This window comes from Weissella sp. ESL1177, from assembly GCF_058107185.1.
Window position 1 is genome coordinate 919,912 of the sequence record NZ_CM176591.1, and the last position, 25,001, is coordinate 944,912.

The 25,001-nt window shown below is 37.4% G+C and carries 22 protein-coding genes; 1 reads left to right on the top strand and 21 read right to left on the bottom strand.

Translation table 11 applies throughout. From position 1 onward, the window contains the following. Positions 1-97: 97 nt before the first annotated feature. The 7 genes from pgmB to AC3B5D_RS04415 all read right to left on the bottom strand — a co-directional run bounded on the left by pgmB (position 98) and on the right by AC3B5D_RS04415 (position 8,654). A complete protein-coding gene (pgmB, locus tag AC3B5D_RS04385; RefSeq protein ID WP_489839322.1) occupies positions 98-769 on the bottom strand; it encodes a beta-phosphoglucomutase in 672 nt (223 codons plus the stop codon). A 4-nt stretch (positions 770-773) separates the two neighbouring features. Next, positions 774-3,083, bottom strand: coding sequence for a glycoside hydrolase family 65 protein (locus tag AC3B5D_RS04390; protein ID WP_489839321.1), 2,310 nt, complete (start codon positions 3,081-3,083; stop codon positions 774-776). A 21-nt stretch (positions 3,084-3,104) separates the two neighbouring features. Beyond that, the gene (locus AC3B5D_RS04395; RefSeq protein ID WP_489839320.1) at positions 3,105-4,616 is read right to left on the bottom strand and encodes a PTS transporter subunit EIIC; all 1,512 of its coding nucleotides are present in this window, start codon (positions 4,614-4,616) and stop codon (positions 3,105-3,107) included. Between the two features lie 14 nt (positions 4,617-4,630). Beyond that, a complete protein-coding gene (locus tag AC3B5D_RS04400) occupies positions 4,631-5,122 on the bottom strand; it encodes a PTS sugar transporter subunit IIA (protein WP_489839319.1) in 492 nt (163 codons plus the stop codon). A 13-nt stretch (positions 5,123-5,135) separates the two neighbouring features. After that, the gene (gene treR / locus AC3B5D_RS04405) at positions 5,136-5,843 is read right to left on the bottom strand and encodes a trehalose operon repressor (protein WP_489839318.1); all 708 of its coding nucleotides are present in this window, start codon (positions 5,841-5,843) and stop codon (positions 5,136-5,138) included. 307 nt (positions 5,844-6,150) lie between these two features. Then, positions 6,151-7,134: a LacI family DNA-binding transcriptional regulator gene (locus AC3B5D_RS04410; RefSeq protein ID WP_489839317.1), complete on the bottom strand. Its 984-nt coding sequence runs from the start codon at positions 7,132-7,134 to the stop codon at positions 6,151-6,153. Between the two features lie 44 nt (positions 7,135-7,178). Next, positions 7,179-8,654, bottom strand: coding sequence for a sucrose-6-phosphate hydrolase (locus AC3B5D_RS04415; RefSeq protein ID WP_489839316.1), 1,476 nt, complete (start codon positions 8,652-8,654; stop codon positions 7,179-7,181). A 233-nt stretch (positions 8,655-8,887) separates the two neighbouring features. Here AC3B5D_RS04415 and AC3B5D_RS04420 point away from each other — a divergent pair, with 233 nt between their 5' ends. After that, the gene (locus tag AC3B5D_RS04420; RefSeq protein ID WP_489839315.1) at positions 8,888-10,813 is read left to right on the top strand and encodes a sucrose-specific PTS transporter subunit IIBC; all 1,926 of its coding nucleotides are present in this window, start codon (positions 8,888-8,890) and stop codon (positions 10,811-10,813) included. A 50-nt stretch (positions 10,814-10,863) separates the two neighbouring features. Here the strand turns inward: AC3B5D_RS04420 and map are convergent, their stop codons facing one another. From map to AC3B5D_RS04490, 14 genes are all read right to left on the bottom strand, one after another. Then, on the bottom strand, positions 10,864-11,667 hold the full coding sequence (gene map / locus AC3B5D_RS04425) for a type I methionyl aminopeptidase (RefSeq protein WP_489839314.1): 804 nt from the start codon (positions 11,665-11,667) through the stop codon (positions 10,864-10,866). 19 nt (positions 11,668-11,686) lie between these two features. After that, positions 11,687-12,322: an NAD-dependent epimerase/dehydratase family protein gene (locus AC3B5D_RS04430; protein WP_489839313.1), complete on the bottom strand. Its 636-nt coding sequence runs from the start codon at positions 12,320-12,322 to the stop codon at positions 11,687-11,689. Positions 12,323-12,612: 290 nt separating this feature from the next. Next, positions 12,613-14,244 (bottom strand): peptide ABC transporter substrate-binding protein, encoded by a 1,632-nt coding sequence (locus AC3B5D_RS04435; RefSeq protein WP_489839312.1) that lies wholly within the window; start codon positions 14,242-14,244, stop codon positions 12,613-12,615. A 173-nt stretch (positions 14,245-14,417) separates the two neighbouring features. Then, entirely contained in the window at positions 14,418-15,215 is a 798-nt protein-coding gene (locus AC3B5D_RS04440; protein WP_489839311.1) for an alpha/beta fold hydrolase, read from the bottom strand. Positions 15,216-15,249: 34 nt separating this feature from the next. Further along, on the bottom strand, positions 15,250-16,656 hold the full coding sequence (gene lpdA / locus AC3B5D_RS04445; RefSeq protein ID WP_489839310.1) for a dihydrolipoyl dehydrogenase: 1,407 nt from the start codon (positions 16,654-16,656) through the stop codon (positions 15,250-15,252). Between the two features lie 3 nt (positions 16,657-16,659). Further along, positions 16,660-17,940, bottom strand: coding sequence for a 2-oxo acid dehydrogenase subunit E2 (locus AC3B5D_RS04450; protein ID WP_489839309.1), 1,281 nt, complete (start codon positions 17,938-17,940; stop codon positions 16,660-16,662). Next, complete coding sequence (locus AC3B5D_RS04455; protein ID WP_489839308.1) at positions 17,933-18,913, bottom strand: alpha-ketoacid dehydrogenase subunit beta; 981 nt, start codon at positions 18,911-18,913, stop codon at positions 17,933-17,935. Before AC3B5D_RS04455 ends, AC3B5D_RS04450 begins: the two co-directional genes overlap by 8 nt. Positions 18,914-18,915: 2 nt before the next feature. Beyond that, positions 18,916-20,052: a thiamine pyrophosphate-dependent dehydrogenase E1 component subunit alpha gene (locus AC3B5D_RS04460; RefSeq protein WP_489839307.1), complete on the bottom strand. Its 1,137-nt coding sequence runs from the start codon at positions 20,050-20,052 to the stop codon at positions 18,916-18,918. A 16-nt stretch (positions 20,053-20,068) separates the two neighbouring features. Continuing rightward, complete coding sequence (gene lplA / locus AC3B5D_RS04465) at positions 20,069-21,067, bottom strand: lipoate--protein ligase (RefSeq protein WP_489839306.1); 999 nt, start codon at positions 21,065-21,067, stop codon at positions 20,069-20,071. Between the two features lie 268 nt (positions 21,068-21,335). After that, the gene (locus AC3B5D_RS04470) at positions 21,336-22,400 is read right to left on the bottom strand and encodes a SepM family pheromone-processing serine protease (RefSeq protein WP_489839305.1); all 1,065 of its coding nucleotides are present in this window, start codon (positions 22,398-22,400) and stop codon (positions 21,336-21,338) included. Position 22,401: 1 nt separating this feature from the next. Next, complete coding sequence (gene coaD / locus AC3B5D_RS04475; RefSeq protein ID WP_489839304.1) at positions 22,402-22,878, bottom strand: pantetheine-phosphate adenylyltransferase; 477 nt, start codon at positions 22,876-22,878, stop codon at positions 22,402-22,404. A gap of 7 nt (positions 22,879-22,885) precedes the next feature. Next, positions 22,886-23,440, bottom strand: a complete 555-nt coding sequence (gene rsmD, locus AC3B5D_RS04480; protein ID WP_489839303.1) for a 16S rRNA (guanine(966)-N(2))-methyltransferase RsmD — start codon at positions 23,438-23,440, stop codon at positions 22,886-22,888. Then, positions 23,440-23,751: a YlbG family protein gene (locus AC3B5D_RS04485; protein ID WP_489839302.1), complete on the bottom strand. Its 312-nt coding sequence runs from the start codon at positions 23,749-23,751 to the stop codon at positions 23,440-23,442. The genes rsmD and AC3B5D_RS04485 overlap by 1 nt, the downstream gene beginning before the upstream one ends. Then, positions 23,741-24,964, bottom strand: coding sequence for an FtsW/RodA/SpoVE family cell cycle protein (locus AC3B5D_RS04490; protein ID WP_489839301.1), 1,224 nt, complete (start codon positions 24,962-24,964; stop codon positions 23,741-23,743). The genes AC3B5D_RS04485 and AC3B5D_RS04490 overlap by 11 nt, the downstream gene beginning before the upstream one ends. Between the last annotated feature and the right edge of the window lie 37 nt (positions 24,965-25,001).

Genomic DNA, 25,001 nt, shown 5'->3' on the forward strand with positions numbered 1-25,001 from the left:
ATTAATAAAAAAGATACAAAAATACCCCAAAAGTTAAGTTTTTACTTTAACTTTTGGAGTATACATCATACCGACACTTTTCATATGTCGTTATTATTTAAGACAAGGCAACCTTAATAGCATCTAAAGTCACATCGCTCGTTTGCTTAAAGTTCACATCTGCTTCAGATAATACAGTGACATCCCCGATACCAATACTAATTTCGCCGGCACCATTAATACTTTTAATACCAGCTGCTGAATCTTCTAATCCAATGACTTGCCAAGGTGACAAATCCAAAACAGTTGCTGCTGCAGAAAAAATAGCAGGATCAGGTTTACCGGCAGACACTGATGCTGGATCAACAACAGCTGTAAAATATGTGTCTAAACCTAATCGTTCAATGATAAATGGCGCATTTTTAGAAGCCGAAGCAACGCTCATTTGATAACCAGCTTTCTTTAGTTCATCTAAGAATGATTGCATCCCTGGTAGAATATCTTTTGGGGTTAATGTTGAAATTAGTTCTCGATAATTGGCATTTTTCTTCTCAGCTAATGTCTCACGAGCTGATTCATCATAGTCATTTTCATGACCACCAGCTGAAATGATTAGCGCTAAACTTCCCATGCGATCGATGCCTTTTAAATTTTCTTCTAATTCTTTTGTCCAGGTTGTACCGACTTCATCAGCAATTTTGCGCCAAGCAATTGTGTGAAAACGAGCCGTATCAGCCAAAACACCATCCATATCAAACGCAAAACCTTTAATTGCATTAAAATCACCCATATGTCTAAACCTCCGTAATTGTTTTTTCTTCGTTAGCTCGTAAATTAACCACTTGATCATAAATTGTCGCAACAGTAGTCTGATCAGTCACAACTTTGACTTCATGCGGATAAATGTCCAACGAAATTAAAATACCTCGGAATTTTTGTTTGAATGATAATCTTTTCCAACCATCAGGCAAACTAGGATTAATCACAATATGACCATCACGTAATGAAACACCGCCAAAACCATTTTGAATAACAGCTAAAGTTTCACCCATGACACCAATGTGAATACCTTCTGCCGTCGTACCGCCTTGAATATCATAATAGTCAGAACCAATTGCTGTTGTTAAGTAATCTAGTGCCTCCTGATTATGACCTAGTTTAATATCAATTTCTGCAAAAACAGGACGTGAGGTTGTTGAACCATGGACTGTCCGAGCAAGATAATAATCCTTATTTTTTGCCAACCAATCTGAGGGTAACGTATATCCAAGTTGTTTCACTAATTTCAAGCAATGTTCAGCACCTAAATTATACAGTGTCATTAATGTATCAGCTTGTTTTGCAACCTGATAATCATCAGGTGATACACCCTCTGCTTTCATTAAACGATCAATGCGATGAATATCACCATACTTATCACGATATGCTTTAAAATCAACAGATTTGAGATCAAAATACCCTGCATATTGCGCAATAATACCATCTTCATTAATTTCCAATGATAAGCGTTTCGCAACATCTTCTGCCTTTGTGAGTAAAGCTGCATCAATAGAAGGTAAGGTATTGTCTTTACTCAATTCTTGCAACCAATTGAGTGACCATGTGAGCATTAAATTGGTATAAGCATTATCCGTCATACCACCAATTTTTGCATTAGGATACGCTTCATGGAATTCATCTGGTCCCATGACACCAGCCAGGTGATAACGATTATCATCACCTAAAGTTACCTTATTCAGCCAAAATTTTGAAGTTTCAACGACAACATCCAAACCACCTTCTTGAAGAATACTGTCATCTCCTGTTAGTTGTACGTATATCCATAAATTATAGACAATTGCGAGTGAAACATGTCGTTGTAATCTTGAGTTATCCGGATCCCATTCATTATTAACGGTATTTAAATGAATGATCTGCGCTTGTTCATCACCTGCCATACCAGACTGCCAAGGATACATCGCACCACTTTCACCATCAATTTGTGCATTCCTTTGTGCACCTGGCAAACGGTTAATACGATACTTTAGAATATCTTTTGCCGTTTTTGGATCATTGGCAGCTAGATAAGGCACAACAAAAATTTCGTCCCAGAAGATATGGCCACGATAGCCTTCCCCAGTTAATCCTCTTGAACCAACCGACGCATCCAAATATTGATTGGCATTATGTTGTGCTGACTGACGAAGATGAAAGACATTCATACGAACCATACGTTGTAAATCTGGATCAGCACTGTCTAAGATAATATCTGCTTCAGACCAAACATCGTGCCAATAGGAAACAGAATCGGCCAGAATACTTTTAAATGTTGCCTGTTTTAATTGTTCATCAACAATTGATTCAGGTTCTTCTTCTTCATAACTTGTTGCAATACCAATAACACGCTCAATGTTAATCACTTCATTCGGTGATAAATGAAACTCGCCGGTTGCAATGACTTGCTCATGGCTCGTCGTTATAGCGAAGTCAGCCATTTCACTGATCGTTCTGGCACCAACAACTAATTTAATACCTGATTGTTTCGTTTCAGCAATCAATTTATTAGCCGTTGAGGCTGTCACATGAAACTCTTTAGAGTCAAAATCACGATAACGCTTAACATTTTTATTTTCAACCTGACCATCAATTATTAATTGCACAGTGATATCTGCATTAAAATCTCCACTAATGGCCACTTCCATCCCGATTTGATGCATTTGTCGCGGATTAACAACTTTTCTTGTTTTAAGGGTCAATTCACCCTTCATTGTCGGTAATGTATAGCTTTCTGACAAAATACCTGTATCGAAATGTAACGTGGTTGTTCGTTTTGTTGGATTAAATGTCACTAATTCATCATCAACATAAATTTTCAATAATTGTGGATTAGGCAAATTAACCATATCTTCATTAATAACATCACGACCAGCTACTGGTGTTGACGTTTGGTTAAAGACACCAGCGACATATAAACCTGGATAATGATCATCACTATACGATGTCATTACAGGTGCACCACGCCAACCCAGATAACCATTGCCAAGAGTTAGTAACGATTCCTCACCATATGATCGCACACCAGTTGCCAATTCCGAATAGTTTAACTGCCAATCTTTTTGACTCATTAATCATTCCTTTCATTTCAATTAATTATTCACTGCGTCCTTAAAGACATTCTTCTTTTCTGCTTGCTTTGCAGTTTGTACATCAGAATCCTTAAATCCCCAGAAGTAAACAGCAACGAATGACACAATTGTTGTCACAACACTGGCGATAACAAAGTACCAAATGTTATTAGGATTTGTCTTTGAGAAAAATGATGGAAAACCAATCCACGAGCCGGTGAAACCAAACATATCAACATGCAATAGACCAGCAATCAAACCACCAATAGCACCACCAATATTTGCCATCCAGAAAACACGACCATATTTCAAATTAATTCCATACATCGCTGGTTCCGTCACACCAGCAAAACCTGAAAGTGCTCCCGCCAAGGCTAAACTCTTAATATTTGTTATCTTTGACTTTGCCCAAACAGCTAATGCGCCAGCACCTTGTGCAATCATTGTGAAATTAATTAACCCATTCAAAACAGAATGTCCAGTTTGGGCGATATCGTTTGAAATCAAAGGGACAATCATCCAGTGCAGACCGAAGATGACCAAGACTTGATATAATCCACCAATTAGTAACCCAGCGATTGCTTGATTCAAAGTCACAATCCAATTAATAAAGGCAGCCAATCCTGATGAAATCAATGTAATGACCGGTCCAACGACAACTAAAACGACAGTTGAAACGATAAATAGTGTAAACAAAGGTTGGAAAATTGAACGTAGACTTAACGGCAAAACTTTTTTAAACCAGTTACCAACTGGACGTGCCAACCACGCTGCAAAGATAATTGGAAAAATTGAATACGTATATGATGGAATATGAATCGGTAATCCGAAGAAATTAGCATTCATTGTTACACCAAGAAAATTAGCAAAATGCTTTGAGGTTTTGGCACCTAACTCAACCATCGTTGGATGAACAAGTACACCTGCAATGGCTGCAACAATAATTGGATCCGATTTCAATTGTTTTGCAGCAGTATAACCAACGAGAATTGGCAAGAAATAAAAGGTTGAGTCACCCATCGTATTAATTATTTGATAAGTGGTTGAAGATTCATTGATCCACCCTAAATTAAAGGTAAATAATGTTAAGAATCCTTTTAAAATACCAGATGCTGCTAATAACCCAATAATTGGCATCATTGATCCTGTAATTGTTCCAATTAATAATTGGAATCCATACTTAATCGTGCCAAAAAAACCACTTGGCTTATTTTTTTGTTGACCACCGGTTGCTTCAACTGCTGCATCTGTTGCTTCTTGATCAACGACATCATCGCCTAATTGTTCAATAACCTTATCATAAACATCTTCCACTGCTTGACCGATAACGACCTGATATTGGCCTAATTGTGAATTGTAAACTGCTCCTGCGACACCATCCAAATCTTGAATGGCGTCTGTATCTGCTTGCTTTTCATCATTTAAATAAAAACGCAAACGTGTAATACAGTGAATCACTTTATCAATATTCTGCTTACCACCAACGTCTTTAATAATATCTTTTGCTAATTCATCATAATTCTGCTTTGCCATTGTTATGCCCCCTGTTAATGTATGGCAGTTGCTTGGCCAACTTTTTGACCAGCAGAAACATCATTGACTTCTTCAAAGGACAATTCTTCAAGTTTGTCCTTTGAATTGGTAATTAATACCATTGTTGTTTTTGGCAAATTGGCATCCTCAACTTGTTGCCAATCCACCACAGCTAGCGGCTCACCACCAGCAACAATATCACCAACTTTCACATTAGCTGTAAATGGTGCCCCATTTAGAGATACAGTATCGATTCCTAAATGTACAAGAATCTCAAGCCCATCTGCGCGTTCCAAGCCAACTGCATGACCTTGTTGAATCGTTACTTTACCAGCAACTGGTGAGACAATATCATGCCCTGTTGGTTCTACCGCAAAACCATCACCCATCATCTTACCAGCAAATACAGGATCAGAAACCGCTTCTAAAGCAATGACTTTACCAGTAACTGGTGCATATAAATTATTATCACTCGCTACCGTTTTCTTCTTTCCAAACCCAAACATAAATAAACTCCTTCTATCTGTGACGTCTTGCAAATTCAACACTTGTAAATCGATCAGCACGATGACGTGATTCCGTGTATGACAGAATACGATTATCTGCTAATCTCGTTTCACTTCGTATAACGACCATTACCATATGTTCATTGACTTGTAGTAATTGACGATCAGAAATCGTACTATTTTCAACAGTCATTCGTTTCACTGCATAATCAATCTGTAGCCCGAGTTGGTTTTCAAAATAATTGAATAATGAATCTTCAGCCTCTTCACGAGGGACTTGGGCAACGACATCCTGATTAATATAATCATAATCTAATACCATTTCTTCACCATCAACCCAACGCCGGCGAACTACCAATGTCGTTTGCATAGACGTCCCTTCACCCATCGTTAAGTTTTCTGGAACAGCAACATCCCTTTCGATAGTAATGACATCATTTCTAGCATCCAAATGTGCTTGTGCAACCATTTCACGATAACTTTCAAGTGTTGAAACAGGAAAAACAAAATGTTTACGATTCAAAACAATTGACCCACGACCAGGTAATCGTTGCACATAACCATCATTGGCTAATGCTTTGACTGCCTTTCTAACTGTTTCGCGCGAAACTTGATAACGTATTACCAATTGACCATCGCTAGGTAAATAATCCCCTGGTAAATATGTTTTATTTTGCAATGCCTTTAAAAGGTCATAATAAATTTTTTGATACTTCTCCATTTATTTATTCCTGCCTTTCAACAGTTTTAGTTTATAAGACTATGAAACCGTTTTCAAGCCTTATGCATCAAGGTTTTACCAACCAGACTAGTCAGGTATAGTCAAACCATAATTAACAGGGGTTTTCTAGACTAGTCAGGTTTTTAAATAATCGTTATTATTTTGATACTTTACCTGTTAAAAATAGTACTGACTTCTCTTAAGTTATCATATTGATAACAAATAATTTGACTTATTTTTATATAAAAAAACAAATACCGTTTTGAAACAGTCAAATGTTTACTGTTCAAAACGGTATTTGTTTTATCTATACTGTTGTTCCATGATAAAGCGAAACTGGTAAAATAAAGTCATTTTCCTCGTATCGATCAACATCAGTTGACATGCGATTTAGCAAACGTTCAACGAGCATCATGACAATATCATCTAATGGTTGCACAATCGTTGTTAGTTGTGGAAAGTAAGTTTGCATAAATGTGGTCCCATCATATCCAATAACTTTCAATTTATCAGGTACCTTAATTTGTAATGCCACTGCTGATTGTAAAACAAGCACAGCTGTTAAATCATCACTACAGACAATACCATCTGCTTGATCAGCTTCTAAAAAGCGTTGAATAGATACTTGTTTAATTTTAGCTGTCTCATCAAAGAAAATGGGCATCACGTGACTCTCTAAATTCAATTTTGCCATCTGTTGACGATAACCTTGTAAGCGTCTATCAGTTGGATTTCCTTTTTGGTTTGGATTACCCATAAAATAAATATGACGAGCACCAGCCTCATATAATGTCTGTGTTGCTAAAATACCGCCTTGTAAATTATCACTACTAATCGTTGGCATACTCGATGCATACCGCCGATCAAACGCCACAATTGGTAAATGAATATTTTGATATTCTTCAATACCAAGATTATGCGCACCAGTAATAATACCATCGACTTGATTGGCTATTAGCATTTTAATATAGTCACGTTCTTTTTCGACATCGTCTGCAGCATTACACAAAATAACTTTATAACCTTTTAAAAACAATCGTTTTTCTAATTTTTCAATCAATTCCGCAAAAAAAGGATTTGTGATACCCGGAAAGATCAAACCAATGATTTTTGTTTTTTTACCCTTTAAAGATCTTGCTAATGAATTAGGCTGGTAATGCAATTTTTCCATTGCATCATAAACCCTTTGCTTTGTTCGCGCGCTTAAATAACCATGGTTATTAATAACACGCGAAACAGTTGTTGGTGATACACCAGCTTCTTTAGCAACATCTGATAACTTTGGTTTCACAATGACACATCCTTATTTCTAATTGACTAACATAATGCAGACGATTACATATGGCGTAATGATGAATAACTACCTGAATATTCTATCGTATTTTGTCCTGCAAACGCAATCATTGTCTGTTTTCTTGGTGCAAAAAAACGTAATGTCATCACTTTTTCACCGCCATTAACAAAAATTTCGCAAACCGAATGATCAACAAAGATATCCAAAGTTAGTGGTTGATGAGTTTTAAGTGCTATTTGCCGCGTTTCACCGTAGGCTGTTGCAAATTTTTCACCGACGTTTGAACGATCAACTGTTAAATAGCCTTCATCATTTGTATCAAATTTCAGTTGAAGACTATGATCTATCGTGCCGTCACTGACTAACAATAAATTACCAGTTTGATCAGCTGCAAAATTTATCTCTAACTCATATTGTTGCCCTGCATCAGTCACTAATTGCCGCTGATTTTTTGGTAATGCGTGTTCTGCAACAACTAATGTTGACATTGCTGGTACTGGTAATTGATAAAGTTGATGATCAATAATTCTTAGTTGCTTTACTAGGCTAAGACAATGAGCCCAATTTTCTTTATCAGTGGGATAGTCAATTTCAGGTAACCCAATCCAACTAATTAAATAAGCATGACCATCTGGTGCATTGAAAGACTGACTAGCATAGACATCAAAGCCATCATCTAGTTGTGTGAGCGTTTGTTGTTCAGCTTGCCATTTACCCGTTTTGAAGTCTAAATCCCTGCCGATTGTATACACATTTGGGTAGATATTATTTACTAGCAGGTCATCTTGTGATATACCTTGTGGGCAAAAAATCAATACTGCTTTACCATCAACATAAACAAGATTCGGACACTCAATCATATATCCCAAATCACCAAGATTATGTTGTACATAGCCCATATCTTGCCAATCTTTTAAATTATTAGATTGATATAGTGAAAATTCACCACGAAGACTCTGTTTATCTTGTGCGCCAATTAACGCATAATAAGTGTCATTAATTTTTAATAATTGGGGATCCCTAAAATGATCTGTCACATGATCAGGCGATGTAATCAATGGATCTTTTACTTTCGTCACGACATTATGTTCGTCCATCCAAGCACCTATTTGAAAACTATTTCTATGCCAATCACCATCACGAACATTTCCCGTATACATCAAGAACAACTGATTATCAATGACTCGTGCTGAACCTGAGTAAGCACCATGAGAATCATACTCACCCCCAGGTTGTAAAGCAACACCTAAATTATGCCAGTGGACAAGATCATCTGAAATACAATGTACCCATGATTTTAAGCCATGTACGGCACCAAAAGGAAAAGCCTGATAGAAAACATGCCATTGTCCATTATAATAAGAAAAGCCATTTGGATCATTCAATAAGCCTGACGTTGGACTAATATGAAAACTAGGTTTATAAATTGATGTTGCAGCCTGTTTTTCTAAATTTTGTTTGACTACCTCTGAATAGGCACTGTAGGGCTGATATCTTTTTTCTCTTGTCCATGTCATATAAATATTCTCCTATTTTATTGGAAGCGCTTTCTATTTTGCTGATCGTCATATTTAAGATAAATTAAATGACGAATAATGTCAAACGTTTGACACGTTAATCACCTTTGAATAGTTGGATTAATAAAAATATAAAACATTTTTATGTCAAACGTTTGACATATTATAAAAATGCGTTATCCTAATAAGTGTAAAGAAAAAAGAAAACGCTTTCAGTTATAAGGAGTGGACACATGGATCATAAAAAAGTTGCTAGTGAAATTGTTGATGCTATCGGCAAAGACAATTTCGCTGCTGCTGCACATTGTGCAACGCGGTTACGCTTAGTCCTTAAGGATGAAAATAAAATTAACCAAGAGGCTTTAGACAAAAACGACGATGTCAAAGGAACATTCAAAACCAATGGCCAATATCAAATTATTATTGGTCCCGGGGATGTTAACAACGTTTATGATGAACTGATAAACATTGCCAACGTTGCACCTGTTTCTACTGATGAGCTCAAAAACGTCGCTCAAGAAGACAAAAAATTTAATCCCATAATGGCTTTTATTAAGTTGTTATCTGACATTTTTGTACCGATCATCCCTGCTTTGGTTGCGGGTGGTCTATTAATGGCTTTAAACAATTTTCTAACTTCTGCTGGCTTATTTGGACCAAAGGCTTTAGTTGAAAGTTTCCCTGTCATTAAGGGATTTTCAGCAATGATACAATTAATGTCAGCTGCACCATTTATTTTTATGCCAATCTTAGTTGGTATTTCAGCTGCTAAACGTTTTGGTGCTAACCAATATTTGGGTGCTGCATTGGCTATGATTATGGTGTCACCTGATTTAGTTGCCAATCATACTTGGAATATTTTTGGTTTAGCTGTTTCACAAAACAACTATTATTATCAAGTTATTCCGGTACTTGCAGCGGTCTATATTTTGTCATTAATTGAAAAATTCTTACACAAAAAATTACCATCTGCTGTTGATTTCACATTTACGCCATTAATTTCATTAATGGTAACGGGCTTTCTAACATTCGTTATTGTTGGACCAATTATGCGTTTGTTGTCAAACGGTATTACTGACGGTATTGTCTTTGTTTATCAAACACTTGGTTTCGTTGGTACAGGTATTTTTGGGCTATTATACTCACCAATTGTGCTAACAGGTCTCCATCAAAGTTTCCCTGCCATTGAGACACAGTTAATTACAGCATTTACCCAAAACCATACTGGCTATGGTGATTTTATTTTTGTGGTTGCTTCAATGGCCAACGTTGCTCAAGGAGCTGCAACATTTGGTATCTTCGCTTTAACTAAGAATAAAAAGATGAAGGGACTATCATCTTCAGCAACTGTCTCTGCTTTGTTAGGAATTACAGAACCAGCTTTATTTGGGGTTAACTTAAAGTATAAATTCCCATTCTTCTGTGCACTAATCGGTTCTGGCGTCGCTGCAGCTTTTGCAGGTTTCATGCACGTTGTTGCGGTTTCACTTGGCTCAGCTGGTTTTCTTGGCTTCCTATCAATCAACGCAAAGTCAATTCCAGCTTATCTACTATGTGAAGTTATTTCATTTGTTGTTGCATTTACGCTAACTTATCTATATGGTAAGAAAAATGATGCAAAGTTTGCAGTCGTTGATGGTGGTAGTAAAAACACATCAACAGTTTCAGAACCAACATCTGAGACATCCGTTAAAGCTGACTTAGCTGATGAAATCATCAAAGCGCCAGTTTCTGGTGATGTGGTTCATTTGAGCGATGTCAATGATCAAGTCTTTTCATCAAAACTAATGGGTGATGGCGCAGCATTGACGCCCACTGATACTGACGTTTATGCTCCTGTTTCTGGTACGATTACTGTTGCTTATGAAACGAAACATGCTTATGGTATTAAGTCTGATGATGGCGCTGAGGTGCTTATTCATTTAGGTATTGATACTGTTAATTTAAAGGGGCAATATTTTGATTCACAAGTTTCTCAAGGACAACATGTTCATGAAGGTGACTTATTAGGTCGTTTTGATATTGAGAAAATCAAGGAGGCTGGTTATGACACTACTGTGATTATGGCGATAACAAATACAGCAGACTTTGCTACGGTTGAACCTATTGAAATAAAAACCGTCCAACATGGTGATTCCTTAGTTGCCGTTACGGCTTAAAAAAACGAGAATGTCATTTTTTCGAATGACATTCTCGTTTTTTTATCTAATTACTCATGCCACAAATATTTGGCATCACCAACCGGATCTTGTGATGTTAAAATTTTGGGCCCATCATTTGTAATCGCAAGTGTATGTTCATACTGCGCCGACAAACTATTGTCTGCTGAGACATAGTACTCCCAACCCGTATCAGGTACAATTTCAGTCTTGATTTCCCAGGAACCACCAGCATTGACCATTGGTTCGATGGTTATAACCATACCTGCTTTTAGCCGTAACCCTTTGTGTGGCACGCCATAATGAAAAACATCTGGCTTTTCATGCATAGTCGGACCAATACCATGACCAATCAAATCGCGCACGTCTCCCATATGATTCTTGTTTTCGACATAGTCTTGAATAGCAAAACCAATATCCCCCAAACGGTTACCAACTTGTGCTTGGTCAATTCCTAAGTATAATGCCGTATGTGTAACATCCATCAAATGATCAATTTCTGGGGTACTTTCGCCAACAACGTATGTCCAAGCTGAATCACTCTCATAGCCATGCCAATTAACACAAAAATCAACTGTCACAATATCATGATTTTTTAATTTCAATCCTTTTCGTGGCGTCGCATGTGCAACTTCGTCATTAATACTAATACATGTTGCATATTTATAGCCTTCAAATCCCTTTTCCGAAGGCGTGGCATCATGATCTAGGATATATTGATTAACGATTTCTTCAATTTCCCATGTATCCATACCAACATATATTTGATTTTTCAATGCAAGATGAGCACCTGCTAAAATTTTACCAGAATGAGCCATTCCCGAAATTTCTCTGTCTGATTTTAATGTAATCAACTTTTTTCTCCTCTATGATTTATTTTATAATGTCTGTTAATGTACTAGCTTGCCCATAAATAATTTTAACGATTTCCTGACTAAACAATGTTCGTTTTATTGGTCGATATTTCTTTAAAAACTGCATACGACATTGTTTAATGGCAAATTGTAATAATATACCAGGTACCCAATTCATGAAACGATGTCGATCATAAATCATGCCTGGATAAACGGCTACAAATTGATTATCTAACTTTTTCTGACCGTATTCAATAACCGTATGTTTGGCAATCAAATAGTCATTTAGAAAAAAAGGGGCATTATTTGCTGCAATGAAAATAAACTTGGCTGACGAGGTCTGTTTCCATAACTCATCAATCATCACTTTCGCAGGATTAATACTATTTTTTTCATAACTTGTCTGTTTTCGTTTACTAGGCAAAAAAATACCAACACAATCGACAATCACATCTGCTGTTTTAATGATTTGCTGCCATTCACCAGGACTTGTTAAATCAACAGCGACATAATTGACTTGTGCCACTAAATCATGTCGGTTGCTTGCACCTGACCGAGAAAAACTAATTAATTCGTTTTTATGATGAGTTTGTGTTAAAGCTGAAAAAATTCCTTGACCAACATAGCCTGTACCACCCATAATGATTATCTTCATTTGTCGCTCCATTCATATTGACAACAAAATTTACTAAGCTACTACATAGTGTAACACAATCAAAAAAGCAAGTGCGACAAAAGACGTCCTAAAGCCGATTGTAACGATAATTGGGTGATTTTGGTTCGCAGTATAATGAAGAACCGGAAGCACCTAATTGTTGTTACAGTAAGGCTTCAGTCTTTTGGGACACGTTTAAAGGCGCCAATCTACCAATCAAAATTGATAGATTAGCGCCTTTTTCAGCTGATTATAACGACTTATATCTCAGCCCCGTTTTTCAATAAAGACTATTTCTTAACAGCATATTTATAATTAAATGGTGCACCCGTTGGATTAGCAATCACACCTTTAACATTAGGATTCAACAATGAAGCGGTTGACCTGTAATACAATGGTGCCACACCGGCTTGCTTTTCAAGTAATTGCTCTGCTTTCTTGAAGTCTTGATATTGCGCTTTCTTGTTATTAGCGTTTTTATTCTCAGCATCGTTCAGCAAGGCATCATATTTATCATTCTTCCACTTACCATAATTATAAGAAGCGTCTGACTTATACAAGTCTAAGAATGAAGAAGCATCTGGATAATCGGCTAACCAACCAAAGTTAAGCATTTGGAAATTGCCATCAGTACTCAACTTCAAACGTTGCTTCTTTGGTACAGTTTTAATCGAGACATCCATACCTTTTAGATTTTGCTCAAGCTGCTCTTGTAAGAATTGAGCAACACGTTTTGAAGTATCGTCATCGTCTGTCAACAATTGTACAGATAACTTTGACTTACCTTCTTCTTTCATACCTGCTTTAAACAACTTGGCTGCTTTCTTTTTATCAAACTTAATTGCGCCAGAAACTTCAGCGTCGGTAGCAAAATCCTTATTATTATTAGGATTCTTTACAAGACCCTTAGGTGTATAAGTTGTTGCTGGAATAGCTGAACCTGTCACAATTTTATCCGATAATGTTTGACGATTAATCGCATAAGAAATGGCTTGTCGAATCTTTGCATTCTTAAATGCAGGTACTTTTTCCTGATTAAACTGAAGTGCTTGCGTTGCTCCAGTTTTAATTTCTTTGTATCCCTTTTTATTCTTTGAGGCCTTCACTTGGTCTGGTGACAATGGTGTAAAGTCTAGTTTTTTGCCTTGATACAAATTATAACCAGTATTTTGATCTTTGATTGTTTGAACATTAATCTTTTTCGTCTTAACCTTGGCTGCATCATAGTACTTATCATTCTTTACGTATGAATATTTATTGTTTGAACCAGTCCAACCTTTAAATTTATAAGGACCCGCAGAAAGATAAGTTGCAGCTGATGTTCCATACTTATCACCTTGTGCCTCCACAAACTTTTCATTTTGTGGGAAAAATACTGGCATCGTTAATTCTTGTACAAAATATGATGCTGGTGATTCCAATGTCACCTTCAATGTATGGTCATCAACTGCTTGAATGCCAAGTTCAGAAGGTTGCTTGTCTCCAGCTTCAATAGCTTTTGCATTTTTCACGCTCTCTAACAAATAAGCGTATTCTGATGCTGTTTTTGGATCAATAGAACGTTGCCACCCATAAACAAAATCCTTTGCTGTTAAGGCTTCACCATTTTCCCATTTCAAACCTGAACGAAGGTGAAAAGTATACGTTAGTCCGTCATCTGACTTTTCATAACTTTTAGCGGCTTCGTTTTCTAATTTATTACCTTTACCAAACTGTACCAATGGTAACCCAGTAGCCCCTAATGCATCGGCTGAAACAGTATCAGTTGACTTAGCCGGATCCATTGTGGGTAATGCTGCTACTTCTGACCAATTAATCGTTTTCCCTGTTGATGCAGCTGAGACCGCAACGTTTGGTAATGCAATACTCCCAATCATGGTTACAGATGCGGCTAACGCAGCCGCTTTTCCAATTCTTTTCATCCCAAGTACCCCTTTAAACACCTTTTTCTTAATAGTGTTATTATAATATCATGCAAATTCTCATTTGTCTAATTATTTTTTAATTTATTAAAAGGAACAAAAAGGCGTTCGAATATGACATTCGAACGCCTTTTACCTGATCAGTATCGCAAGAATCATTTGTTAAAACATGCTCAACTAAACTTTTTTATAAAATCTATGACAACCTCATTAAACTCTTCCGGAAACTCCAAATGTGGGATATGACCTGAACCATCAAAAATATGGATATCTGAACCAGCAACCTTTTGCAAAGCAAGTGCTTGTTGTGCATGTGCTACTGGATACATTGGTGATGCACCGCCCGCCAAAAATAGATGTGGCATACTTTCATGACGAATAACATCACGCCAATCTTGTACAATACCATCAATCATCAATGGCCGATTCTTTCTAAAATTAAATGGTACATAACCATCTGAAACTTGACGTTTCAACTCTTTTGGAATTGTCTGTCGAATTAATTTAGTTGTTGGAAAACTATCTGCAACCTGATCAATTCGAGCGAAGGACGACTCTCTGACACCATACTGCCAACCATCTTCATTTAACATTTTAGGAGTTTGATCCTCAGTTATAATCACATTTACCCGTTTATCTCCAAATAATGATATATACTGACTAGCTACCATTGCTCCCATTGAATGTCCAATAAGACTAAACCGATCAATTTGCAAATAATCTAATAAATTTGCCAAATCCATTGCTAAACGTGAAATGCGTAAGCCTTTGTCCGTTTGTTCACTCTGACCATGATTACGATACTCAAAACGAAGAACACGAAATCCAGCAGCTTTAAAAGCTTCTACCTGTGCGACCCACGTTGTTATCATACTTGTATAGCCACCGAGTAACACCACGACTGGTTGACTGCTATCACCATCAAGTTGATAATGCAATCGAACACCGTCATTTGATTTGAAAAAAGACACTGCCTACTCACCTCAATCCAATTATTTTTAACTATTATACATGAATTCCTAGACCATCGGCAACCTCAGCAGCGTCCATAATCGCCTCACCCAGTGTTGGATGTGGATGAATGGTCAATGAAATATCTTCTGATGTCAAACCATTCTCAATCGCTAATGACAATTCAGAAATCAAATCCGAAGCAGATGGACCAACAATTTGTGCACCAATCATTGCACGACTATCCTTATCTGTAATCAAGCGTATAAATCCAACACCAGCATCCATTGCCAAGGCACGTCCATTACCAGCAAATGGGAACTTGCTAATTTTAGCATTCAATCCTTTTTCTTTCACAGAATCTGGCGTTTCACCGGTTGTTGCCAGTTCATATTGTGTATAAGCAACTGCTGGCAATGAATAGTGTAGATCATGCGCATTGCTTGCCCCACTAATAGCAGCAGCAGCAACTTTACCTTCAAAGCTTGCCTTGTGTGCCAAAGCTGGTCCAGCAACAATATCGCCGATTGCATAAATATGTGATACGCTGGTCTTCATTTGGTTATCGACTTCAATTAAGCCATGGTCACCAACTTTAACATCGGTATTATTTAAGCCCAAAGTATCCGTATTTGCACGACGACCAACAGATACTAATAGATAATCACCCGTTACTGTTTGTTCCTTGCCATCAACTTCATAAGTTAGTGTTACATCCTTATCAGTCTGTGTTGCACCCTTGGCCATAGCTGAAGTAATGATTTCACCACCATGCTTCTTAAAGTCATTCAAAACAGGTCTTGTCATTTCTTTATCAAACCCATTTAATGTATGATCTAACCCTTCAACGATCGTTACTTTAGCACCTAAGTTAGAATATGCACCACCAAGTTCAGAACCAATAACACCACCACCAACAATGATTAAATGGTTTGGTACTTCCGGTAAGCTTAACACACCAGTTGAATCAACAATACGACCACCAAACTTTAAGCTTGGAATCTCTACTGGACGTGAGCCGGCCGCAATAATAGCGTTCTCAAAGCGCAATAATTGATGACCGTCTTCTTGTACAACATTCAATGTTTCATTATCATTGAATGTTGCCTCACCATTGATAATTTGCACATGATGCTTCTTCAACAACATTGCAACACCACCAGTTAATTGCTCAACTACTTTATGTTGCTTCCAATCCTGTGCCTTCGACCAATCTAACTTACCTGTCATCGATAATCCAAATGGGTTTTCTTCTTGACTATCACGATAATGATGACCCACATTGATCAATGCTTTTGATGGGATACATCCAATGTTTAAACAAACTCCACCAATATTGTCACGCTCAATTAAAGTAACATCTTGACCTAATTCAGCAGCACGAATCGCTGCAACATACCCTCCAGGTCCTGAACCAATGATAACTGTACCAACATCAGTTGCTTCTGCTCCAACAACCATTTTTTATACCTCCATCAACATATAGCTAGGATCTGCCAACAATTGCTTCAAGTAATTCATTGACTGTTGTCCCAACATACCATCGATCAAACGGTGGTCGTAACTTAGTGATAGTTTCATGTTTTGTCCAACAGCTAACTCACCATTTTCATCAACAATTGGTTCCTTCAAAATTGAACCCAAACCTAAGATAGCTGATTCCTTATTATTAATAATTGGTGTGAACCATGTACCACGAGCTGAACCCAAGTTAGAAATTGTAATTGTTGCACCTTGCATTTGAGCAGGCTTAATTGTACCTTCACGGACAGCATTAGCCAAATCAGCAATTTCAGTAGCAATTGTCATAATTGACTTACTTTCAGCATGAGCAATAACTGGTACATATAATCCTGAAGGCGCATTAACTGCAACACCAACGTTAACTGTATCATGGTAAATGATTTCATTAGTATCCATATCAATTGATGCATTAAGTTCAGGGAACTTCTTACCCATAGCAGCTAATGCTTTAACTGCGTATGCCAAGTAAGTCAACTTGATACCTTGCTCTTTAGCGGGTTCCTTAAATTGTGCACGGTGAGCAACTAACTTAGAAACTTCAACACTATCAAAGTTTGTAACAGTTGGAATCGTTGTATTCTGTACGGACATTGCCTTAGCAATTGCCTTACGAACACCAGACATTGGTTGACGTCCTGACTTAGTATCAGCAACTTCAATCTTCTTTTCTGGTGCCGGTGCACTTATCTCAGGTGCTGCTGGTTCAGGTACTGCTGGTACAACCGGCGAACCGCTGAACCCAGTAACATCAGCCATTGTAATATGACCGTGACGTCCTGATGCAGGAACCTGTGACAAATCAATATTATTTTCAAATGCATAGTGACGCACTGATGGCATCGCTAAAATTTGACCATTCGTCGCAACAACATTACCTGCTGGCGCAGCTGGTGCCTCAGGCGCCGCTGGTGCTGCCGGTTCTTCAACGGCCTTCTCTTCTTCCTTTGGTGCAGGTGCAGCCTCACCAGCTGCAGAACCAGTACCATCACCATCAAATTCAATCAATGGATCACCAACAGCTACTGTCGTGTCAGGTTCAACAAACAGCTTTGTGACAGTTCCAGCATATGGTGATAGAATTTCTTGCACTAACTTATCATTTTGTACTTCGGCAACAGAATCATCAACCTTAACCGTATCACCAACTTTAACTAACCAATTTGTGATATCACCTTCGGCCATTCCTTCACCGATATCCGGCATCTTAAAAATCTCAGTCATAGTTTACAACCTCCTTGGCCTTAGCAACAACGTCATCAGCCTTCATCATCCAGTCATTTTCTGCTTGAGCGAATGGGTAAACTGTATCTGGTGCAGCTACACGACCAATTGGTGCTTTCAAACTCAAGATAAAGCGCTCTGAAATTTCAGCCATCACTGTAGCTGCAACTCCAGCCATACGCTGTGCTTCTTGTACAACAACAACACGACCAGTCTTTTTAACAGACTCACCAATTGTTTCTATATCAATTGGTGAAACTGTACGAAGATCAACAACTTCAGCTTCAATACCTTCTTTAGCTAATTCTTCAGCGGCCTTTAGTGAAACAGGTACAGCACCACCATATGAAACGATGGTAACATCAGAACCTTCACGAGCAATTGCTGCCTTGTCCAATGGTGTTGTGTAGTAACCGTCAGCAACTTCACCCTTCATTGAACGATATAGGTGCAAGTTCTCCAAGAAGACAACTGGATCATCAGATTCAATTGAACTCAATAGTAATCCCTTTGCATCAGCAGGGTTAGCAGGCATAACAACCCGAAGTCCTGGTACTTGCGCAACAATTCCTTCTAGGTTATCAGCGTGCATCTCAGGCGTCTTTGTTCCACCACCATATGGTGAACGAACAACGATTGGCATATTACGTGTACCATTGAAACGGAAACGTGCACGTGACATTTGACCAGCAATAGAGTCCATTACTTCAAACAAGAAACCAAAGAATTGGATTTCCATAATTGGACGATAGCCAGTTGTTGCAAGCCCAATTGCTAACCCACCAATACCAGACTCTGCTAGAGGTGTATTGAAGACACGTTCGTCACTATACTTTGCTTGCAAACCATCAGTTGCACGGAACACACCACCATTTTCACCAACATCTTCACCAAAAATTAGGGTGTTCTCGTCTTTATCCAAAGCTAAATCTAAAGCATCCTGAATTGCTGCAATATATGTTTTCTTAGCCATAATTACTTACCCTCGCTCTCAAAGTGCTCAATCTGTTCCTTCATCACTTGTCCTGGAACTTCCAAAGTGTTCTTTAAGAAGTCAGAAATCTTTTGCTTTTCAATGTTATCAGCAATCTTAATTTGCTCATCAATATAACTATCTACTTCAGCGATGTAATCTTCCTCTTGCTTCTCATCCCAGACACCTTTTTCGGTCATAAACTTACGCATACGAATCAATGGCTCTTTCTTCCACCATTCTGCGATGTCTTCCTTTGTACGGTAACGTAATGGATCATCACCCGCTGTTGAGTGTGGTTCCAAACGATTAGTCAATGTCTCAACCAAAACAGGACCATTACCAGCGACTGTCCAAGCACGAGCTTCTTTGGCTGCCAAATACATTGCCAATGGATCCATACCATCAACAACTAAACTAGGAATACCAGATGCCCAACCTTTAGCTGCCAAATGAGGTGCAGCTGTTTGTAATGCACGTGGTGTTGAAATGGCATAACCATTATTTTGCACAAAGAAAACAGCATTTGCTTTGTATGCTGAAGCAAAGTTAACACCCTCGTAAAAGTCTCCTTGTGAAGTTCCACCATCACCTGTATAAGCATATGCAACAGCATCTTGCTTGCGCTTCTTCAAGCCCAAAGCAACACCAGCTGCCTCAACATATTGAGCACCAATAATAATTTGTGGCATCCATGAGTTAACAGGCTCACCATCTTCTGTGGTAAACTCATTTCCTTTTGCATGACCACGTGACCAAAGGATAGCCTTCCAGACAGGCCAACCCTTATCAACAATTTCAGGAATATCACGATATCCTGGGAATAGCCAATCTTCCTTACCAAAAGCATATGCTGAAGCCATTTGTGAAGCTTCTTGTCCTGCAGTTGGTGCAAAGAAACCAAATCGTCCTTGCTTAGCCAACTTTGTTGAACGAATGTCTAGTTGACGACTAAACAACATCTTTTTCATAATTGCGACTAAATCTTCATCTGTTAATTCTGAACGCTTGTAAGCCGCTTTGTCCAATAATTTTCCGTCGTTATCCAATAACTTTAGTGTTGGAAAAAAATCATCTTGCGCTTGCAGTTGTCCATCAAAATCTAAAACCTTCTTGTTTGCATCTGCGATACTTGCCATTGCATGTAGCCCCTTTCTACTTATCACTGTCTCCAGTAAACAATACCGCTAACTCGTTATTAGTAATACCACCGAAATACTGTCCATCTGTATTAGCATTCAAAACTTCAAGAATGGCTTCTGGTGAAAAAACTTGACCAATAAACTTATCTTTAATCTCACGCCAATCGCGAACACCAAGAAAATCCCCCGTAAAATCAATATCTTGAATTTTACCTTCCTTAACATTCGCTTTGACATCAATACTACCGCCACGATATTTCGCATGATTAATAAAATCAAACTCAGGACTCTTCCCATAATTCCATTCCCAAGTTGAGAATCGCTCATCTCGCCAACGTTTAATATCTGCGATCTGTTCATCAGTCAGAACTAACTCGCCGTCTTTACCTTCATTAGATAAATAATAACGCAAAGCCTCCATAAAGCCTGCCAAAGTTTGTCCTTCTGGTGCATAGTTCTTAATATTACCAACACGTGCGCGAACCGACTTTGCTGCTTTTGAAATAAATTTCTCATCAGCAACGTTTAATGATCGCACCATTGCATCAACATCTGTGTCCCACATTAGCGTACCATGGTGCATTAAGTAACCACCAACGTAACGCTGTGCATTACCAGATACCTTCTTGCCATCTACTTCTAAGTCATTTCGACCCGTAATTTTGGCATCGATACCAATTGAATGTAATGCATCATACATTGGTTCAACGAACTGCTTAAAGTTGACCTGACTACTATTTTCAACTGGTACGAAAAAAGTAAAACAAATGTTGCCTAAGTCGTGATAGACCGCGCCACCACCAGACATTCGGCGAACAACTTGTACACCTTCCTTATCAACATATTCCTGATTGACTTCCCCAAAAGTATTTTGGTTTTGACCAACAATGACAGCTTTTTTATTCTGCCATAATGTGAAAACTGGTTCCTTTGGTTTGAGGTTGTATAACAACCAACTATCCATCGCAATATTTTGATAGGCATCGGTGCCTAAATAATTAATATACCTCACGACATATGTTCCCCCTCCAAGAAAGCGCTTACAACTTTCTACACATTTATTATAGCACTATTTTTCATTCGTACAAAAATACATTTTATACAGGTATAATTGGCTTAATACCGTATTTATAACATATTATTTTATAAAAAAATATTTATTTTAATATTATTTTATATTAAAAAAAGTCGCTATTAGAACACATACAAATGTGTTCTAATAGCGACAATTTTTTTAGCATTTTTTATTTAATGTGTACCATATATGCAACTATCTATATCTAATGATGTCGTAAATAGTTCAATGCATCTTGAAATGTTTTAACTGGTACGATTTTCATACCTGGCGCATACTTTTTGGCTGTTTTTACAGCTTGCTGATAGTTGGTTAAACCGTCAGTCTCATATTTCAAATTTTGCTTTGTTGGTTTCAAATATGGTGCAAAGAAAATTTTAGCCCCTGATTCATGCGCAACAATGACTTTTTTATCAATGCCTCCTATTTCACCAACTTGACCATCCTTATCAATAGTGCCAGTACCTGCAATTTTACGACCATTCGCCAAGTTTTCTGATGATAAACCGTCATACATTTCCAATGCAAACATTAAACCACCAGATGGCCCACTAATTTCACCCATATTGGCACTAATTTTACGTGGTGATGTGACATCCACTGAATCAGTTAAAGCAATACCAATACCTGGTAACTTCTTTGTACCAGCTAAAGCAACGGATTTACCAGTTGCCGTTTTTAACTTATTGTGCTGCTTATAGGTAATTTTTAAAGTTGTGCCAACTTTGTGTGATCTAATATACGTTTGAAAACCTTTTGCAGAATTAAATTTCTTATTATCCACTGTTGTAACTGTATCACCAACTCGCAATTTTTTCTTGAAATTAGAATTATCTTGAACTGACATCACATAGATACCATTAAAGGTTCTTTTATAAGGAACTTTAGCAGCTTTGTATGCCACAGCCTTGGCCTCGTTAACAGCTGATTTCATATAAATTTTATTAATTGCTGCACTATCTGACGCACTAGAACCACCATTAGCTTCACGACTAGTCATTACTGTTGCTGTTGGATTTAAAGCAGCAATAATTGCCCCCAATCCATTAACTTGTGATAAATAAACCGCAGTAATCATGTATTTACCATCTACTTGTGGTTTTTTCCCATCTATTTTAATATATGACTTTAAATCATCAGCTTCACCAGGCGTTTCAGCATAAAGTGGTAATGGACATATCAATCCTAGTAAAACTAGGACAATCATGATTAAGCCAACTATTTTTAACCTTTTATGTTTCTTGTTTTTATTGACTGATTGCTTTGACATACTAATACCCTAATTTCTTCATTAATGCTATTTCAATATCATGAGGTACATAACTGGCAATATCTGTGCCCGTACTGGCCACTTCCTTTAATAAGGAACTCGACAAAAATTGGTGTTCTGGTTTGGCTAGTAAGAAAACTGTTTCAACCTGTCGGAGTGAATCATTCATTTGTGCGATATCACGCTCATATAAATAATCCTTTTCGTTACGTAAACCACGTATTAAGACATCTGCATGAATCGTCTTCATAAAATCAACAGTTAAGCCTGTCATTGCAATAATTGTAACGTTTGATAAATCAGAAACTGTCTTTTTAATCAGTGCCATTTTTTCATCAGAGGAGAATAAATATTGTTTACTGATATTTGTCCCAACCCCAACCACAACCTCATCAAATAACAATGAAGCTCGCTTAACAATATCAAGGTGACCATTTGTAAATGGATCAAAACTTCCTGGAAATAATGCTTTTACCATATAGTATTTACCCTTCTATATAACGATATAATGTAATAACGGTAATGCCATAGTCTTTTTGTTTCAGTAATTCAAAACCTGGTAAAGTTTCTGGCAAATCAGCAAATTGATCTGTTTCTGCTACTATTAGCGCATCTGATGCAATTAAGTTCGTCGCAACTAATGCCTCCAAATCTTTAACAATTGTTTGTTTTGCATAAGGAGGATCAAAGTATAAAATATCAAACGCTGGCGTGCCTTGTAAACGATGTATCGCTGTTTCAGCCGTACTTTTAATCACTTGAAATTGTTCCGGATGTTTCGTTATTGCAATATTTTCTTTGATTGTCTTAATCGCTGCATACTGTCGATCAACCAAAACTGCTTCGTTAATGCCACGAGAAACACCTTCAATACTTAAACCACCCGATCCAGCATATAAGTCTAATGACCGACCACCATCAAAGTAAGGGCCAATCATACTAAACAATGCTTCTTTGACTTTATCCGTTGTTGGACGTGTTGCATTACCTGGAACTGCCTTTAATGGTCGACCACCAAAATCACCACTGACTATTCTCATTATAATTCCTCTTCGTCTATTGGCTCATCCGAAAGTTCATTGGGATCAATCATTAATTCAAATGAGTCACCGTCACTACCTACCGTTGTATCGACTTCTGGCCAATGAGATAAACTAACTGATGAAACAAAACCTAATTTTTCAATTAATTTTGATTTTGTTGCCACTTCATTTTCATCCATATAAATAACAGCATACTTCATCTTCTCTGAAATATAATTAACAACTCCAAAACGACGTAGCTGACGAGCTTGGCGTACATTTTTTAAGTAAACAATCACACTACGTCGTGGTTTAATTTCAAATGCCATTTGTATTGTCCACCCTTTCTAATTCATTTTTATATTTTATTTGTCCAATAATATTTAAAGCAACGCCAAAAGTTATTCCCCATGAAAGTAACGACGAACCACCATATGAAATCATTGGAAATGTCACACCAGTAATTGGTAAAATACCCACAACACCGCCAAGATTAATTAATATCTGAACGACAACATATGTTGCTACACCATACAACACCAGCCTTTGTTGCATTCGTTGTGCACGAATACCCATGACTAATAATCGCCAAATAATCACGGCAAACACAATTAATACCACCCAAATTGTAATGGCACCCAATTCTTCACCAACAATGGCCATAATAAAATCAGTGTTTGGCTCAGGTAAATAACCTGTTTTCTGAATACTGTTCCCCAAGCCACGGCCAAACAAACCACCATTACTAATCGCATAATATGAATTAATCAATTGATGACCAGAGTCACCAGCTACCCAAGGATTAACATACGCTTCAAATCTGGAAAGCTGATATTGTAAAAAGGGTAACTTTTCAAGCAAAGGTAATGAAAAAGGAATTGCACTATAAAATACAAGTATCATCCCAATCAATGTTAGGAGACTTCGTAACTTAACACCTGACATCGTTAAAACAATTAAAAAAACAATCAACAAAATAATCAAGCCACCAAAGTCGGGCATCAAAAGAACCATAATCATTCCAGAAAAAGGAATCAACAAATCTTGAAATGAAATTTTTGGAAACCAATTATTGCTCTCAGGTTTCTTACGGGAAAATCGATGTGCAATGTACAAAATCATACTAATTTTAAAATATTCCACTGGCTGAATTCCAAAAGAACCAATATAAATCCAGCCTTTTGCCCCAGATGTGACTGGTCCAAAGCCTAAGGTGTAAGCCATGACGAGTAAAATAATGACATTCGTTGCTAATATAAATACTTTAATAAATCTTGATTGCCAATTAATCTTTAAAGTAAATATGACTAGCATAATAACCAAGCTCATTAAACCAAAAACAACCTGTTTAATTAAAAAACTACTAGCTGAACCAATCGCCATATTTGTACTAGAAGTATAAACCATCGCATCACCAAAAATCATAATTGCAATAATTGGTATAAGTAACCACAAGTCTAAATAATGAAATTTGTTTTTTATTCGACCCATTAATCCAAGGCGCTTTTTTCCTTCGCGAGGATGGGTTTTTATTGCTTCCATGTTAATGAGCTCCTTTTATAAATAGCTTTTTCCATTT